This is a genomic window from Pseudomonas sp. MS15a(2019) (assembly GCF_013277805.1).
GTDB classification, from domain to species: domain Bacteria; phylum Pseudomonadota; class Gammaproteobacteria; order Pseudomonadales; family Pseudomonadaceae; genus Chryseomonas; species Chryseomonas benzopyrenica.
In genome coordinates this window covers 140,601-155,574 of the sequence record NZ_VBTN01000003.1, presented here as the reverse complement: position 1 = coordinate 155,574, position 14,974 = coordinate 140,601, and the positions used below count along the sequence as shown (strand labels likewise).

Below are 14,974 nucleotides of genomic sequence, written 5' to 3'. Positions count from 1 at the left end.
AGCGCCCCCTCAGGCGTGGGTCAGATACCACCGCCAGTCCTGCTCTCCCACCTCGGCCATGAATTGCCGGTACTCCGCGCGCTTGATCGCCAGATAGACATCGATGAAACGCTCACCCAGCGCCTCCCGGATCCAGCTGGAGCGCTCCAGCGCCTGCAGCGCGGTGAGCCAGTCGGTGGGCAGGAAGTCGGTGGCCTGCTCGTAGCCGTTGCCGACGATGGCCGGCCCCGGGTCACGCTCGTCACGGATGCCTTCGTGGATGGCGGCGAGGATGGCCGCGGCGGCCAGATAGGGATTGGCATCGGCGCCGCAGATGCGGTGCTCGATATGGCGACTGCTGGCCGGACCGCCGGGCACGCGCAGGGACACGCTGCGGTTGTTGACCCCCCAGCTCTTGGCCAGCGGCGCGTAACTGTTGGCCTGGAAACGGCGGTAGGAGTTGGCGTTGGGACAGAAGATCACCAGGGCATCCAGCATCCGGTGCTGCATGCCGCCGATGGAATGGCGCAGCAGCGGCGTGCCTTGCGGGTCCTCGCTGGCATAGAGGTTGTTGCCCTCGGCGTCGGCCAGGCTGACGTGCAGGTGCAGGCCACTGCCCGCCTGGTCGCCGAAGGGCTTGGCCATGAAGCAAGCCTGTAGGCCGTGGCGGTTGGCCACGCCCTTGACCAGGCGCTTGTAGCGAATCCCTTCATCGATGGCCTGGAGGGCATCGAAGCGGTGCAGCAGGGTCAGTTCGAGCTGGCCGGGGGCGTATTCGGAGATGGCCGTGCGCACCGGCAGGCCCTGCACCTTGCAGGCGGCGTAGAGGTCATCGAGAAACGGCTGCAGCTGCTCCAGTTCGTAGACCCCGTAGACCTGCGGCGAACCGGGTCGCACGCCATTCATCTGCAGCGCCGGTTGCGGCCGGCCCTGGGCGTCGCGGGTGCGGTCGAGCAGATAGAACTCCAGCTCCACCGCCATCACCGGCTGGAAGCCGTCGGCCTGCAGCCGCTCGATCACCCGTACCAGGGCATGTCGGGGATCGGCGGGCGTGGCCGGCAGCCCCTGGGTCGGGTGCATGCTCACCTGCACCTGACCGGTCGGGGTGCTGCGCCAGGGTTGCAGGGTCAGACTGCCGGGCAGTGGATAGGTCCAGCAGTCGACATCGGCGACCTCCCAGACCAGGCCGGTGGCTTCGACGTCTTCCCCCTGCAGGGTCAGCGCCAGGATGGAGCTGGGCAGCGGCCGGCCCTCCTCGTAGATGGCCAGCAATTCGTCACGGTGCAGCAGCTTGCCGCGGGGCACGCCATTGGCATCGATCAGCATGAGTTCGATGCTGCGCACCTCGGGGTGGGCGGCGAGGAAGTCGCGGGCTTCCTGGGCGTCGGCGAAGTTCATGGCTGACACTCCCGGGCGCCTGGCAGCGCCAGGAGTTCGCCGAGGCCCTGGTCGAGGGTGGCGAGCAGTAGATCGACGTCTGCCGCAGCGAGATCCGGGCAGCACAGGGTCATGTTGTGGAAGGGCGTGATGAGGATGCCCCGGTTGATCAGATAGAGATGCAGCGCCTGTTGCAGGCTGTCGTGGAAGGCGGCTTCCGCCTCGGCGCCGGTGGTGGGCGGCGTGGCGCAGAACTGGAATTCGCAGCGGGCGCCCAGTTCGGTCACCGACCAGGCCAGGCCATGGCGGGCGATCACCTCGCGCAGGCCGGCGGCCAGTCGCGCCGCCAGCGGCAGCATCCGCGCATAGGCGGCCGGTGTCATGACCTCTTCCAGGCTGATGCGCAGGCAGCGCATGGCCAGGGCATTGGCCGACAGCGTGGTGCCCATGCCGCTGTGCCCATGGCCGTGGCTGGTCTCGCTGGCGTGCTGCTGCGCCAGGCGCATGGCCTGGGCCATCTCGTGGCTGCAGCCATAGGCCGAACAGGGCACGCCCCCGGCGATGGGCTTGCCGAAGGTGATGAAGTCCGGCTGCAGATTCCAGGCGCGGGTGCAGCCGCCGGGGCCGGTGGACAGGGTATGGGTCTCGTCGATGATCAGTAGGGTGCCGTACTGCCGGGTCAGGGCGCGGACCTGCTCCATGAAGCCCGGGGCGGGCAGCACCATGCCGATGTTGGTCATGGCCGGTTCGCAGATCAGCGCGGCGACGTTGCCTTTCGCCAGGGCCGCCTCCAGCGCCGCCAGGTCGTTGAAGGGTACGGCCCGGCTGGTCTCGGCCAGGTTGTGCGCCTGGCCGATCAGGCCGCCGCGGTGCACGGTGCGGCCCTCCTGATGGCGCACCATGACGTCGTCGACGGTGCCGTGGTAGCAGCCGTCGAACACCAGCAGCATCTTGCGATTGGTGATGGCGCGCGCCCAGCGGATGACATAGCGGTTGGCGTCGGTGGCGGTGGTCGCCACCTGCCAGAACGGCAGGCCGAAGCGCTCGGCGAGCAATTCCCCGGCGACCACGGCATCCTCGCCGGGCAGCATGGTGGTGAGTCCGCGCGCGCCCTGCTCGGCCAGGGCCCGGGCGATGGGCGCCGGCGAATGGCCGAACATGCTGCCGGTGTCGCCCAGGCAGAAGTCGATGTATTCGTGGCCGTCGACGTCATGGAAGCGCGAGCCCTGGGCATGGCTGACGAACAGCGCGCTGGGCATCGACCAGTCGTTCATCCAGTGCATGGGCACCCCACCGAACAGCGAGTGCCGGGCGCGCTCGGCCAGGGCCAGGGAGGTGGGATTGCGCGCCAGGAAGCGCTCGCGTTCGGCCGCGACGAAGGTCTGGACCGCGGCTTCGCTGATACCACTGGTGGTCATGTCGGATTCCTCTTGGGGTGGAGGGCGAATCGGCCCGGGCTCAGTGCCCGGCCGAGACGCCGCAATCGATGGCCAGGTCGGCGCCGGTGATGGAGCGGGCGGCGGGTTGGCACAGGAAAAAGGCCAGTTCGGCGATTTCCTCGGGTTGGATGAAGCGCGCCTGCTCGCCTTGCGGATACTTCTCCAGCAATTCCTGCAGATAGGCGGCGGGATCGCCCTTGCCGTAGCGCTCTGCCTGAAAGCTCAGCATGGGCGTCGCCACATCGCCGGGGGAGATGCTGTTGCAGCGCACCCCGCAGGGCGCTAGATCCAGCGCCAGGGCCTTGGTCATCAGGGTCACCGCGCCCTTGCTGGCGCAGTAGACGGCGGCATTGCGATTGCCCTGGCGACCGGCATCGCTGCTCAGGTTGACGATGGCGCCGCGGGTGTCGCGCAGCGCGGGAATGGCCGCGGCGCAGAGAAAGAAGCTGGCCTTGAGATTGACGTCCAGCACTAGGTCGAAGTCTTCCTCGCTGAAGGTCTCGGCCGGGCCCTCGCGCCAGACGCCGGCGCAGTTGACCAGGGCATCCAGGCGCCCCAACGTCGCCGCGGCGGCCACCACCTCGCGGGCCGCGCCGGTCCGGCGCAGATCGGCGGCGTGGTAGCCGGCCAGCCTGCCGTCGGCCTGCAGCGTCGCCAGGGCCGCGCCGTCGAGATCGGTGCCAAAGACCCGCCAGCCCGCCTGCAGGAAATGCTCGCGCACCGCCCCCCCGATGCCACCCAGTACCCCACTGACCAGTACGACCGGCTGCATGTCAGGCCCCCTTGTTTTCGATGCGGCTGTTGCCGCCGTCCACCACCAGGTACTCGCCGGTGATGTAGCTCGCCTCGGGCGAGGCCAGGAAGGCCACCGCCGCGGCGACCTCGGCGGGGCGGCCGGCGCGACCCACGGGGACCCGCGTCGCCGCCTGCAATTCTTCCGGCAGGCTCGAGGCGGTTTCGATCCAGCCAGGGGCCACGGCGTTGACCGTGATGCCCTGCCCGGCCACCTCCAGCGCCAGACTCATGTTCATGCCGACCATGGCCGCCTTGGCCGCGCTGTAGGCCGCTGCCTGCGGAATGCCCGCCCGGGTGCCGGTGGCGGAACTGACGTGGACGATGCGGCCATAGCCGCGCGCCTGCATGCCGGGCAATACGGCGCGGGTCAGCAGGAAGGCCGTGGTCAGGTTGCGCGCCAGGGTCAGATTCCAGTCGGCCAGGGTCATCCGCGCCACCTCCACCAGGGGCTCGGGACTGCCCTGCATGGTCATGCCGGCGTTGTTGACCAGGATGTCGATGCGGCCCCAACGCGCCTCGGCCCACTGGCAGAAGTCGCCAACGGCGGCCTCCTCGGTGAGATCCAGGGCCTGACCTTCAGCGGTGAAGCCGGCGGCGCGCAATTCCGCCACCCGTTCGGCGATGCGCGCACTGCTGGCGGTGACGATCAGCCGTGCCCCCGCCGCGCCCAGGCGGCGGGCTATCGCCATGCCGATGCCGGCTTCGCTGCCGGCACCGCTGATCAGGGCCACCTGGCCCGCCATCGACTCGCTCATGTCGCTGTCTCCATCGTTGTCTGACTGGACTCTAAGCCTGTCTGGCTGATACAAAAAGACGATCGTTATCAGCGAAATTGACAACCATGGCCTTTACCAGCGAAACGCTTCGGGTCTTCCTCGCCGTCATCGACGAGGGCTCCTTTTCCGCGGCGGCTCGCGTCCTGGGGCGGGTGCCGTCAGCGGTGAACATGGCGATCTCCCAGCTGGAGGCCGAACTGGACCTGGTGCTGTTCGATCGCGCCACCCGCAAGGCCTTGCCGACCCCCGCCGCGCGCGCCCTCGAACCTCAGGCGCGGCAGGTGGCCAGCCAGCTCACCCTGCTCGACGCCCATGCCCTGCAATTGCACGCAGGGCTGGAACGGCGCTTCGTGCTGGTGATGGCGCCGGAGTTGCAGACCGGTGCCTGGAGTCGCCCGCTGGTAACCCTGGCCGAGGAATTTCCGGCCTTGGAAATCGAGATCCGCTCGGCCGCCCGCGCCGAGGCGATCCGCCTGCTGCACGAGGGCAGCGTGGACATGGCGCTGATCTTCGAGCGCCCGGGGATCAACGCGCTGGAAGGTTTCGCCGAGGCCGGCAGCCAGTTGCTCACGGCGGTGGCCGCGCCCGGCTATCCCGCCTCCCGCCAGGATCGGCCACTGGGCGAAACGCTGATGGCCGATACCCGCCAGATCGTGGTGGCTGGGGGCGACCGCAATGCCTCGGATCCACAGATCGTGCTGTCGCAACGGGTCTGGCTGACCGACAGCTACCTGGCGACGCTGGACCTGGTGCAGGCGGGGCTGGGCTGGGCCTATCTGCCCCACCCGCTGGTGCGGCCGCTGATCGCCGCCGGCCTGCTCGAACAGGTGCAATTCGACAACATGGCCAGCCAGATCCGCCGCTGGATCGACGTCATCTGGATCAAGAATCGTCCCCAGGGCCTGGGCGCGCGGCGCTATCTGCAACTCTTGCGCGAGCAGATCGGCACCAAGCCGGAATAGCGGCTTGGGCAAGGCTGCCTCCGCCTTGCCCAGGACTCCGCATTGGATTTGGCAGGTTTCCAGTTGCCCAGGTAGCATACGCGGAACGATTCTCATCTGAAGCTGCAGCTGTCCAGGAATAGCGATGTTCGACTTAAACCAAGCAAGCTTTTCGCTCAACGGTCGGGCCTTGCTGCATCCAGTATCTCTGCAACTGCCCCGCGGCCGGACCGTTGGCCTGATCGGCCACAATGGCTCGGGAAAGTCTACGCTGCTCAAGTTGCTGGCTCGTCAGCTCACGCCCTCCGGCGGCACCCTGACCCTGGATGGTGAGGACCTCACCGCCTGGAAGACCCAACGCTATGCCCAGCAGGTGGCCTATCTGCCGCAACAGTTGCCCGCCGCGGAGGGCATGAGCGTCCGGGAACTGGTCGGCATGGGCCGCTATCCCTGGCACGGAGCCCTTGGCCGCTATGGGCAAAAGGATCGCGATCACGTCGAACGGGCAATGCAGCTGACGGGGACCGATAGATTCGCCGAGCAACTGGTGGATACCCTATCGGGCGGTGAGCGACAGCGGGTGTGGCTGGCGATGTTGCTGGCGCAGGACACCCGCTACCTGCTGCTCGACGAGCCCACCTCGGCGCTCGATATCGCGTACCAGGTCGAGGTTCTGCAGCAGATCCAGACGCTGGGCCGGCAACTGGATCTCGGCATCATTCTGGTACTACACGAAATCAACATGGCGGCGCGCTATTGCGACCACTTGATCGCCCTGCGTGCGGGTCGGGTATTGGTGGAAGGCAGCCCCGCCGAGTTGATGAACGCGGCGACCTTGCAGGCCATCTATGGCATTCCCATGGATGTCCTGCCGCACCCCCATGATGGTACCCCGTTGGGCTTTCACTGCTAGGTCCTGTAAGAAAAGTGCCTACGCGCGCTGATGCTTCGTTGAAAGGCCTGGATCGCCAGGCCGATCGCAATGCTCGTTTACCGCTCTTAAACCCGAGCGCGGGGCCGAACGCTTCCTAGCCTTTTCGTGGGGCCGCCTAGGCCTCGCCTGATCTTCGCTCGGCGACTTTTCGTACCGAATCTAGGCAGCAGGCTGCGGGTCCTTGAGCAGCGGGCAATTGCTGCAAAGTTCTTCTTCCGGCAGGCGGTAGCGGATGCAGCACACCCGTCGCTGCCGCCATTGCCAGGACTTTTGCTCGGCGCTTCCCGCCAGGGGCAGTTCGACGTAGATCACCGGCTTGAACAGCGGATTGCGCGCGCCCTGGGCATCGGTCGGTTGTTCGAGCCAGTGCTCGAAGGGCGGTAGCGCGCCGCCCTGGGGTCGCGCCTTGCGCAATTCGCCAACAAACCATTCCAGGTAGTTGCCGGCATTGCTCCAGAGCACCTTGGGCGACACCCTGATCTGCGCACAGGCGCCATCGATGAAGGGGCGCAGATTCTCCAGCACCAGCGGCTGGAGGACATCCGGGTGGTCCACGGCAAAGGCCTCGCCCGCGTGGGGCAGGACGAAGGCTTCCGGCACCCGGTCCTCGTTCAACACCAGTCCCAGCTGGTCCACCGCCAGGGGCAGCCGCCAGCGCAGCAATAGCGCCGCCGCCACGACCGGGGGAATCAGCCGGGAAAAGTAGTACTTGGACCAGACCGAGAGCAGCGCCCGCCGATCCAGCTCCGGAGCCCCGCCGTAGCAGTCCAGCAGGTCCGGCAACCCTTCTTCGAGCAAGAAGCTCAGCGGGACCACCGACTCTCCTGCCGTAGGTAGCCGCAGTACCGGGGCGAACGCCTGGAGAGGACCGGTGAACAGAGGGGCCAGAACAGGAATCATCGGGTGCGCGATCCGACAGCGAGGAGATCAGGATTCATCCGCTTACCTTAGGCCGCTGCCCGGTCACGGCCAAGCTCTCCGGCGCCAGCCCCCTCATGCCAGCACGCAATGGTCGAAGAAGCGCTCGCGCTCGAGCAGCATGAGCGCCGCGCGCTTGTGGGGAAAGTCGAACTCTTTCTGCCGATAGAAACCCTGGCGTTGCAGATGGCCGATCATCCGCTCGTTATCGGCACGGGGCTCGCAGACGATGCGCCGGGTGCGCGGTTCGTCCAGCAGCAGGTAATGCACCAGCGCCGGCAGCCAGCAGGCCACTCGCTGGGGGCCGCGCAGACTGTCCTCTCCCACCAGCATGTGGATGCCACGATCGTAGTCATCCACGGCGTAGAACGGCGCGATGCGGTCTTCGGCCGCCCAGTAGGCTTCGAAGTAGGCGAAGGGCTGATCGTCCAGGCTGCCGACCAGGGTCAGTACATGGGGATCGGCGGCCTGGCGTTGCAGATAGGCTCGGTGTTGCTTGAGGCTGCCCTCCTCCTGCCAGAAGGCCGCCACGCGCGGCTGATTCTGCCAGCGATGAAACAGCGGCAGGTCATCCTCCACCGCCAGGGCGCGCAGGACGATCCAGGCGCCCAGCCGATGGTCGTAGCGGCGATAGACCTCTCCCGTCGGCTTGGGTGGGCGGCTGGGGTGACGGCGCTGGCCGGTGAGCTGGGCCAAGGCTGGATAGCCCGCGCTGCCCGGCTGGCGCAACCAGGGCTGCGGCCGCTGCCAGAATTGGGCGCGCCAGGTCCGCCAGCCGCCCTCGGCGTCCTGGGTCAGCAGTCCCTGGCGCACGGCCTCGGGCAGCGCCGGCAGTCCCTCCCAGAGCAGTGCCGGCGCCTCGGGCGCGCGCAGCAGCAAGCCCAGGGCGAGCACCGCCAGGCGCTCGCCCGTCAGCTCGGCACTGCCTCCTGTGACAAGGACTTTTAGGCCTTCCGGCACTGGCTGTTCGCGGCAACGTAGCCAGAGTTCGTCACCGACCCGCCACAGGCTGTCACCGTCGAGGCTTTCGTGCACCAGGCGCAAGCCGCCCGGCAGTTGCAGGAGCGACGTCATAGCGGGATCTCGCGGGGCTGGGGGTCTTCATGACGGCCTTCGGTCATGGCCACCACCACCTTGCGCGGGCCCTTGAATGGGGCGCGCCCATGGGCGGTGAGCATGTTGTCGAGCAAGAGGATGTCGCCGGTGCGCCAGGGGAAGAGAATGCGACACTCATTCAGCACTCCGCGAATCTCGTCCAGGGCGCTGTCTTCCAGCGGCGCGCCGTCGCCATAGAAGACATTGCGCGGCAGGTCTTCCTCGCCGACGGTATCGAGCAGCACCTCACGCATCTCCGGCTCCAGCGCCGAGACATGGAACAGATGTGCCTGGTTGAACCAGACCCAGTCGCCGGTACGCGGATGCCGGGCGACCCCTTGGCACAGCTGGCGGGTGCGCAATTCGCCGTCCGCCTTCCACTCGCAGGCGATGCCACGGGCGGCGCAGAAGCGCTCCACGGTGGCTCGGTCTTCGGTGTCGAACACCTGCTGCCAGGCCACGTCCAGGCCATTGCCATAGTTGCGCACATAGCTCAGTCGGCGTTCGGCGAAGCGTCGGCGCAGGGCCGGATCGATGCGCGCGAACACCTGGCGGCTATCGGCGATGGGCGTCTCACCGCCCTCTTCCGCGGCCTGGGCACAATAGAACCAGATGCGCATGGGCCAGTCGCAGGTGTAGGCCTGCTCGTTGTGCAGTGGTATCCACTGGCGCGCCGGGTATTCGGTCGAGGTATAGACGCCGTCGGCGGTCACCCGGCTCCGCGGGGTGGAGCCGAATTCATAGTTCAGCAGCGGATGGCCGAAGCCGCTGGCGAAGGTCTGGAAGCCGGCGACGCCCGGGTCGGCGAAGCCATGCAGGAGCATACCGCCGGCCGTTTCCAGATGTTGGTCCACCAGGGCGTGCAGCGCGCTGGAAACATCGCCCAGCCCGCAACCCGGCGCGCGCGGGGACAGACGGAGCGGCAGGCCGGATTCCAGTTCCAGGAGATCCGCAGGTAGCGTCGTCATGGTGGACCTCCGGTCTAGTGGGTCATGGCCTGGCGCAGACTCAAGGGACGCATGTCGGTCCAGACCTGCTCGATATGGGCCAGGCAGGTGGCCTTGTCGCCACTGACGCCGATGGCGGTCCAACCAGCCGGCAGGGCCTTGTAGTCCGGCCAGATCGAATACTGCTCTTCGGCATTGATGACGACCTGGAACTGGGTGCTGTCGCTGTCGAAACTCATCGCTATCCTCCTGCAAGACAACCGCCTCGTGCGGCTTTCCTCTTAAAGGACGAACGAGGGGCACGGCTGTTCAGCGCCCATTCGGTGGCGGCGGCACGCCACGCAGTGCGGTGGCGATCTGGTGCGCCAGCATCGTCACGCTGGCCGGACCGCCAAAGGTCCAGTACGGACTGGGCAGACTGGCATGGCGGCCGCTGCGCGCCAGCGGCATGGCCTGCCAGAGCGACGAGCGAAAGAAGGGATGCCCGGTCTGCTCACCGACGAACAGGGCCGTGAGGTCTGGTACCGCGGCGATCTCCTGGACATCTTGGTAGCGGTGCAACACCCGGCTGGAGACCAGTGGCCAGGGGTCTTGGCCACCTAGGCGCCGGACCAAGGCATTGATCAGCACACGTCGGTTGAGGGTGATGAACACCCCCTGCTGCGGCAAGGGGAAAAGCACGACAAACGGTTGACCGACGATACCCGCGGCCTGGGCCGCGACCTGGGTGTCGGCCAAAGCGCGGTCAGCCTGGATATTCACCGCCGTAGCCTCCGCTGTCCGGCCGACCCGCCTACCGAGATCGCTGAGCAAGGCGCTGGCGCGCGCCACGGCGTCATCGTCCGCCGTGTCCATTCCGTAGCGGTAGAGCAGCGTCGGGCCCAGGCTCTCCAGTCGACGGAACAGTCCCAGGTGGAGATAGCCGGAGCCGAGGATCAAATCCGGCCGTAGCCGGGCGATGGCTTCGAGGTCGGGTTGCTGAATGCTGCCGAGAGGCTGGCTGTCCTTGAGCAGGTCGGCGCCGAGGCCGACATAGCGCCGATAGCCGGCCAGATTGGCCACCCCCACCGGCGCCAGCCCCAGGGAGGTCACCAATTCAGTGGCGACATCGTCGAGCGTGATGATGCGCAGCGGGCGCTCGGGCAGCTGTGCCGACTGGCGGGCGATCAGGTCATCAGCCGCCCAGGCCGCGCGGGTGGCGATCCAGAGCAACACCAGCAGGATACGCAGCAGCTGCGTGCTCATCGGCGCACCTTTCTGTAGCTACGGGCCAGCAGCAGCAGAAAGGCCGGCGCACCCAGGGCCGCGGTAGCAATGCCGAGGGGAATGTCCAGCGGCGCCAGGCTCCAGCGCGCCAGCAAATCGGCCACTACCAGCAGGCAGGCACCCAGCAGCGGCGCCACCACCAGACGCTGGCGCGCCCGGTGCAAACCGAGCAGGCGCACACCATGGGGCACCAGCAGCCCAACGAAGGCCACCGGACCGACCACGGCCACGGCCGCCGCGATCAGCACACTGGCCAGGGCCACCAGCAACAGCCGGCGACTGGCCACGGAGAGTCCCAGTCCAGCGGCCACGCCCTCGTCCAGCGCCAGCAGATCCAACCAGCGCGCGGTCAGGCCGGCGGCGCCCAGCCCGAGCAGCAGCCAGGGCAGCAGCGCCTGGACATCGTCCCAGGTTCGACCGTAGCTGCTACCCACCATCCAGGTCAGCGCCTGGGCCACGTTGCTCGCATACTGGGCGATCAGTACGCTGGACAGCGCCAGCACCAGGCCACTGATGGCAAAGCCGGTCAGTACCAGGCGCAAGGGCTCCAGCCCGCGCCGCAGGTTGGCGCCTATCACCCAGGCCAGGGCAAGACCAGCCCCCAGCCAGGCCAGGGGGAAGCGCCATTCGGCTGCCAGGTCCGGGACCAGGACGATGGCGCCCAGCACGGCCAAGCCAGCGCTCTGGCTGACCCCGAGGATTTCCGGCCCGGCCAGGGGATTGCGCGTCACCGCCTGCAGCAGCAATCCGCTGGTGGCGAGCAACGCGCCTGCCCCGGCATCCACCAGCAGTCGCGGCAAGCGCAGATCCAGCAGTAGCCCGGCCTCGGGTGCACCGGCGAGCAGCGCCTGCAGGAACGCCCAGGCACCCGGGCCGACACCGCCGCAGAGACCGGCCGCTACCAGCCCCAGCAACAGCACCAGCAGGCTGCTGGCGAGCGGCAAGACCGCCCCTCGCCGCGCGCCGGTCTCGCTGGCCAACAATCCGACGGCGGCACGCGGGCCAGCGTCGAGGCGCCCCAGGAGCAGCAGCAGGCAGAGCGAGCCCAGCAGGGCCGAGAGGACACCCAGCGGCAGGGTGATCCAGCCGGCCAGCAGCCGGACCAGCCCATCGGCGGCCAGGGTCAGCACGGCGCCCCAGAGACCGGAGAGCGCGACCAGGTGGGAGGGACGGCTCACGCCTAGGCCGAGGCGTAGCAGATTAGGCGCGATCAGGCCTATGAAGCCCAGGGGGCCGGCCAACTGGATGGCCAGCGCGGTCAGGGCGCTGGCCAGCAGCAGGCTGGCGGCCTTGATCCCGGCCGGTGGCAGGCCCAGGCCGCGCATCTGGCCATCCCCCAGCCGCGACAGATCCAGCGGCCGCCGCAGTAGCCATATCAGCAGTAAGGCCAGCGGGACCAGGGGCGCGGTGAACGCCAGGTGACCCCAGCCCAACTGCCGCAACGAGCCGGTATTCCACAGCGAAAGGACCATGGCGGCCCGGTCGTTGAGACTGAGAAAGAGAGTGATGGCCGCGGCGGCGGCCTGGGCGATGGCCACGCCGGCTAGGGTCAGGCGCAAGGGCGTGGTGTGCCAGCCACCGGCCATGGCGAAGGTGAACAGGGCCGCCAACAGGCCACCGAGAAACACCAGCGGCAACCCGAGAAAGGCCGGCAGCAGCAGGCTTAGGATGAGCCCGACCTGGGCGCCGGCAGTGATGCCGAGCAGATCGGGAGACGCCAGGGGATTACGAGTGACCACCTGCATGAGCGCCCCGGCGATGCCCAGGCTCGCCCCCACCACCAGACCCGCCACGGCGCGCGGCAGTTGCAGCCACCAGAGCGCCAGCCCTGGCCAGGAGGGTGTGCTCGACCAGGGTGCGGCCCAGGCTTGCGCACTGGGCCAGCCGGTGGCGAACAGCGCCTGCCAGAGGAACAGGCCGAGCAGCAACAGACTGCCCAGACCAAGGGAAAGAGACCAAGCGGGCGACCGCGAGACGGCGCCCCTGGGGGACTGCGACATGGAGACTTCGCTTATGCAACGCGGGCGAAGCCTGCTGGCTTCGCCCGTGACTGGAGAGCATTGCCCACGCCAGCGGCGTGGGACTCGACCTTAGAACCTGTTCACGATCTCGCGAGCTAGAGACAAACCAGGCGAAAATGGCTGAGGAAGCGGAGTTTACGAGTGGTAAATGAGCATTCCGAAGCCATTTTCAACGCCGTTTGGCCGACGCGCAGCAGATCGTGAACAGGTTCTTACCAGCGATAGGCGACGGTGCCTATGACGCTACGTTCGTCGCCCCAGTAACAACGACCGGCATCGTTGCAACCCGAGACGTACTCCTTGTCGAACAGGTTCTTGGCGTTGACGTCCAGTGACCAGTGGCGGTCGAAGTCATAGCCGATACCAGCGTCCACCAGGGTGACGTCGCCGGTATCCAGCTTGCCGTAGGTGGTGGTGTAGGAGTACACGCTGTCGATGTAGCGCACGCCGCCGGACAGGCGCAGACCGCGCAGCTCGCCATCTTTGAATCTGTAGGTCAGCCAGCTGGAGGCGAAGTTGCGTGGCACCCCGGTCATCTGCCGATCCTCGAAACGTGAGCCAGGCGCGTCCTTGGTGATCCGGGCATCGGTATAGGTGTAGGCCGTCACCCAGTTCAGGTTGTCGGTGAGGTTACTGTTGATCTCCAACTCGAAGCCCTTGGAGCGACTCTCACCGACCTGGCGTGGCAGGTTGTTCTCGGTGATGACGTCGTTGTCCTTGCGCAGGTCGAATGCCGAGGCCGTAACGCTGGTGTTCCAGCCCTTGGGTTCGTACTTCATCCCTACTTCGTACTGTTCGCTGGTGATGGGGCTGAACGCCGGACCATTGACCGGCGGCTGCTGCACCGGTACGAAGCCGCGGGCATAGCTGACATAGGGCGACAGCCCATTATCGAACTGGTACATCAGCCCGGTCTGCCAGGTGAACTTGTGGTTCCAGTCGCTATCGTCCTGCGCCGCGGCGGCGAAGGTGCGGCGGTTGCGGTATTCGCTCTGGGCCCAGTCCATGCGTCCGCCCAGCAGGAAAATCCAGTTGTCGTACTTGGTCTGCAGCTGGCTGTAGGTGCCGTAGAGATTTTGGGTCAGCAGACTGTCGGCAACGGAGAGCGGCGTCGTGGGGTCACCGGCGTAAACGGGGTTGAAGACGTTGACGAGAATCGGTGCCCTGGGGTCGTTGGCGTTCCAGTCCTGGCTGTAGGATGTCCGGTCGTAGCCCGCGCCAAACAACAGGGTGTGCTGGAAGTTGCCAGTATCGAACTTGCCTTCGAGCTGGTTATCCAGCGAGTAGACCATCGACTTGTTCTGGCGATCGTACGCCGATACCGCCACGGTGGTCCCGAACCCACCTTGATTCAGGGCTCCCGGCCAGATCTCATGCCGGTCGATCCGCGACTGCAGGTAGCGGGAATTCTGGCGGAAGGTCCAGACGTCGTTGAACTGGTGGGAGAATTCGTAGCCCAGACTCCAGGTCTCGCGCTCGAACTTGTCCCAGTCTGGGTTGCCGAGCATGGCGTTACGGCTGAGCTTGCCGTTGGGGTTGTTGAACAGGGTTCCGGCGGCCGGATAGCCCAGCTCGATGGCGGTACGGTCACGCTGGTAGCTGGACAGCAGCGTCAGGGCGGTGCTGTCGCTCAGGTTGAAGGTGATCGACGGCGCGATGTAGAAGCGGTCATCGGGCACATGGTCCACCTGGGTGTCGGATTTGCGGCCAAGCATCACCACCCGCCCGAGCACACTGCCGTCATCGGTGAGGGGGCCGGAGACGTCCAGTCCGAGCTGGCGCCGATTGTTACTGCCATAGCTTGCCTGAACTTCACCACGTGAATCAGCCGTGGGACGCTTGCTGACCAGGTTGACCAAGCCGCCAGGGGCGTTCTCGCCGTAGAGGATGGAGCTTGGCCCGCGGAATACCTCAACCCGCTCCAAGCCATAAGGCTCCGAGGTGGTGTCGTAGCGATTGCCCTGAACTCTCAGGCCGTCGCGATAGAGGCCATAGCCATAGTCGGTCGCATTGAAGCCGCGGATGAAGAAGTAGTCGCCGGCCAAGCCGTCGCCCACGGCGAACGGTGGCGAAAAGATTCCCGGGGTGTAGCCGAGGATGTCGGTCAGGGTCTGTGCTTGCTGATCCTTGATGCGTTGCTGGGTAACCACCGAGACCGAACGCGGGGTCTCCGCGAGCGGAGTACTTGTCTTGCTGGCTGCCGCGCTGTTATTGGCCTTGTAGCCCACGTCCGGACCGACTGGCGAGGGCTCGGCCTCGGCGGTAATGGTCGTCGGCGCGATGGCGGCGGGCGCTTCCTTCGCCTGGGCCGTCGCCTGGGTCTGCCAGGCGACGGCCGCCGCCAGCAGGGTGATCTGGAATCCGTGAGCTACGACTTTGTGCATGGCTAGCAGCTGTCCTTGAAATGATCCTTAGAACCGCGCACCAGGCGCGTTCCCCTAAACCGTTCAATACTCTATTACATGGCAATAAGATATCAAATCAGA

The 14,974-nt window shown here is 66.8% G+C and carries 13 protein-coding genes; 2 read left to right on the top strand and 11 right to left on the bottom strand.

What is annotated here, in order from left to right; translation table 11 throughout:
• Nucleotides 1-9: 9 nt before the first annotated feature.
• Genes FEZ61_RS04290 through FEZ61_RS04275 form a run of 4 tightly spaced genes read right to left on the bottom strand, consistent with a single transcriptional unit; the run spans nt 10 to nt 4,345 of the window.
• A complete protein-coding gene (locus tag FEZ61_RS04290) occupies nt 10-1,377 on the bottom strand; it encodes a glutamine synthetase family protein (RefSeq protein WP_173147419.1) in 1,368 nt (455 codons plus the stop codon).
• The gene (locus FEZ61_RS04285; RefSeq protein ID WP_173147417.1) at nt 1,374-2,774 is read right to left on the bottom strand and encodes an aspartate aminotransferase family protein; all 1,401 of its coding nucleotides are present in this window, start codon (nt 2,772-2,774) and stop codon (nt 1,374-1,376) included. Before FEZ61_RS04285 ends, FEZ61_RS04290 begins: the two co-directional genes overlap by 4 nt.
• A gap of 40 nt (nt 2,775-2,814) precedes the next feature.
• Nucleotides 2,815-3,567 (bottom strand): SDR family oxidoreductase, encoded by a 753-nt coding sequence (locus FEZ61_RS04280; protein WP_173147415.1) that lies wholly within the window; start codon nt 3,565-3,567, stop codon nt 2,815-2,817.
• A gap of 1 nt (nt 3,568) precedes the next feature.
• A complete protein-coding gene (locus tag FEZ61_RS04275) occupies nt 3,569-4,345 on the bottom strand; it encodes an SDR family NAD(P)-dependent oxidoreductase (protein ID WP_017640162.1) in 777 nt (258 codons plus the stop codon).
• Between the two features lie 86 nt (nt 4,346-4,431).
• Here FEZ61_RS04275 and FEZ61_RS04270 point away from each other — a divergent pair, with 86 nt between their 5' ends.
• Nucleotides 4,432-5,328 carry a LysR family transcriptional regulator gene (locus FEZ61_RS04270; RefSeq protein ID WP_173147413.1) on the top strand — a complete coding sequence of 299 codons (897 nt, stop codon included), beginning with the start codon at nt 4,432-4,434 and terminating at the stop codon, nt 5,326-5,328.
• Between the two features lie 124 nt (nt 5,329-5,452).
• Nucleotides 5,453-6,220 (top strand): ATP-binding cassette domain-containing protein, encoded by a 768-nt coding sequence (locus FEZ61_RS04265; protein ID WP_017640160.1) that lies wholly within the window; start codon nt 5,453-5,455, stop codon nt 6,218-6,220.
• Between the two features lie 180 nt (nt 6,221-6,400).
• On the opposite strand, the gene fhuF is transcribed toward FEZ61_RS04265, so the two are convergent.
• The 7 genes from fhuF to FEZ61_RS04230 all read right to left on the bottom strand — a co-directional run bounded on the left by fhuF (nt 6,401) and on the right by FEZ61_RS04230 (nt 14,872).
• On the bottom strand, nt 6,401-7,141 hold the full coding sequence (gene fhuF / locus FEZ61_RS04260) for a siderophore-iron reductase FhuF (RefSeq protein WP_173147410.1): 741 nt from the start codon (nt 7,139-7,141) through the stop codon (nt 6,401-6,403).
• A 93-nt stretch (nt 7,142-7,234) separates the two neighbouring features.
• Nucleotides 7,235-8,233, bottom strand: coding sequence for a GNAT family N-acetyltransferase (locus FEZ61_RS04255; protein ID WP_017640158.1), 999 nt, complete (start codon nt 8,231-8,233; stop codon nt 7,235-7,237).
• Complete coding sequence (locus FEZ61_RS04250; RefSeq protein ID WP_173147408.1) at nt 8,230-9,222, bottom strand: TauD/TfdA family dioxygenase; 993 nt, start codon at nt 9,220-9,222, stop codon at nt 8,230-8,232. The genes FEZ61_RS04255 and FEZ61_RS04250 overlap by 4 nt, the downstream gene beginning before the upstream one ends.
• A gap of 14 nt (nt 9,223-9,236) precedes the next feature.
• Nucleotides 9,237-9,446: an MbtH family NRPS accessory protein gene (locus tag FEZ61_RS04245; protein WP_330219874.1), complete on the bottom strand. Its 210-nt coding sequence runs from the start codon at nt 9,444-9,446 to the stop codon at nt 9,237-9,239.
• 64 nt (nt 9,447-9,510) lie between these two features.
• Nucleotides 9,511-10,446 (bottom strand): ABC transporter substrate-binding protein, encoded by a 936-nt coding sequence (locus tag FEZ61_RS04240; protein ID WP_173147406.1) that lies wholly within the window; start codon nt 10,444-10,446, stop codon nt 9,511-9,513.
• Nucleotides 10,443-12,467: an iron ABC transporter permease gene (locus FEZ61_RS04235; protein ID WP_242455100.1), complete on the bottom strand. Its 2,025-nt coding sequence runs from the start codon at nt 12,465-12,467 to the stop codon at nt 10,443-10,445. The genes FEZ61_RS04240 and FEZ61_RS04235 overlap by 4 nt, the downstream gene beginning before the upstream one ends.
• A 233-nt stretch (nt 12,468-12,700) precedes the next feature.
• Nucleotides 12,701-14,872 (bottom strand): TonB-dependent siderophore receptor, encoded by a 2,172-nt coding sequence (locus FEZ61_RS04230; protein WP_017639883.1) that lies wholly within the window; start codon nt 14,870-14,872, stop codon nt 12,701-12,703.
• Nucleotides 14,873-14,974: the final 102 nt, after the last annotated feature.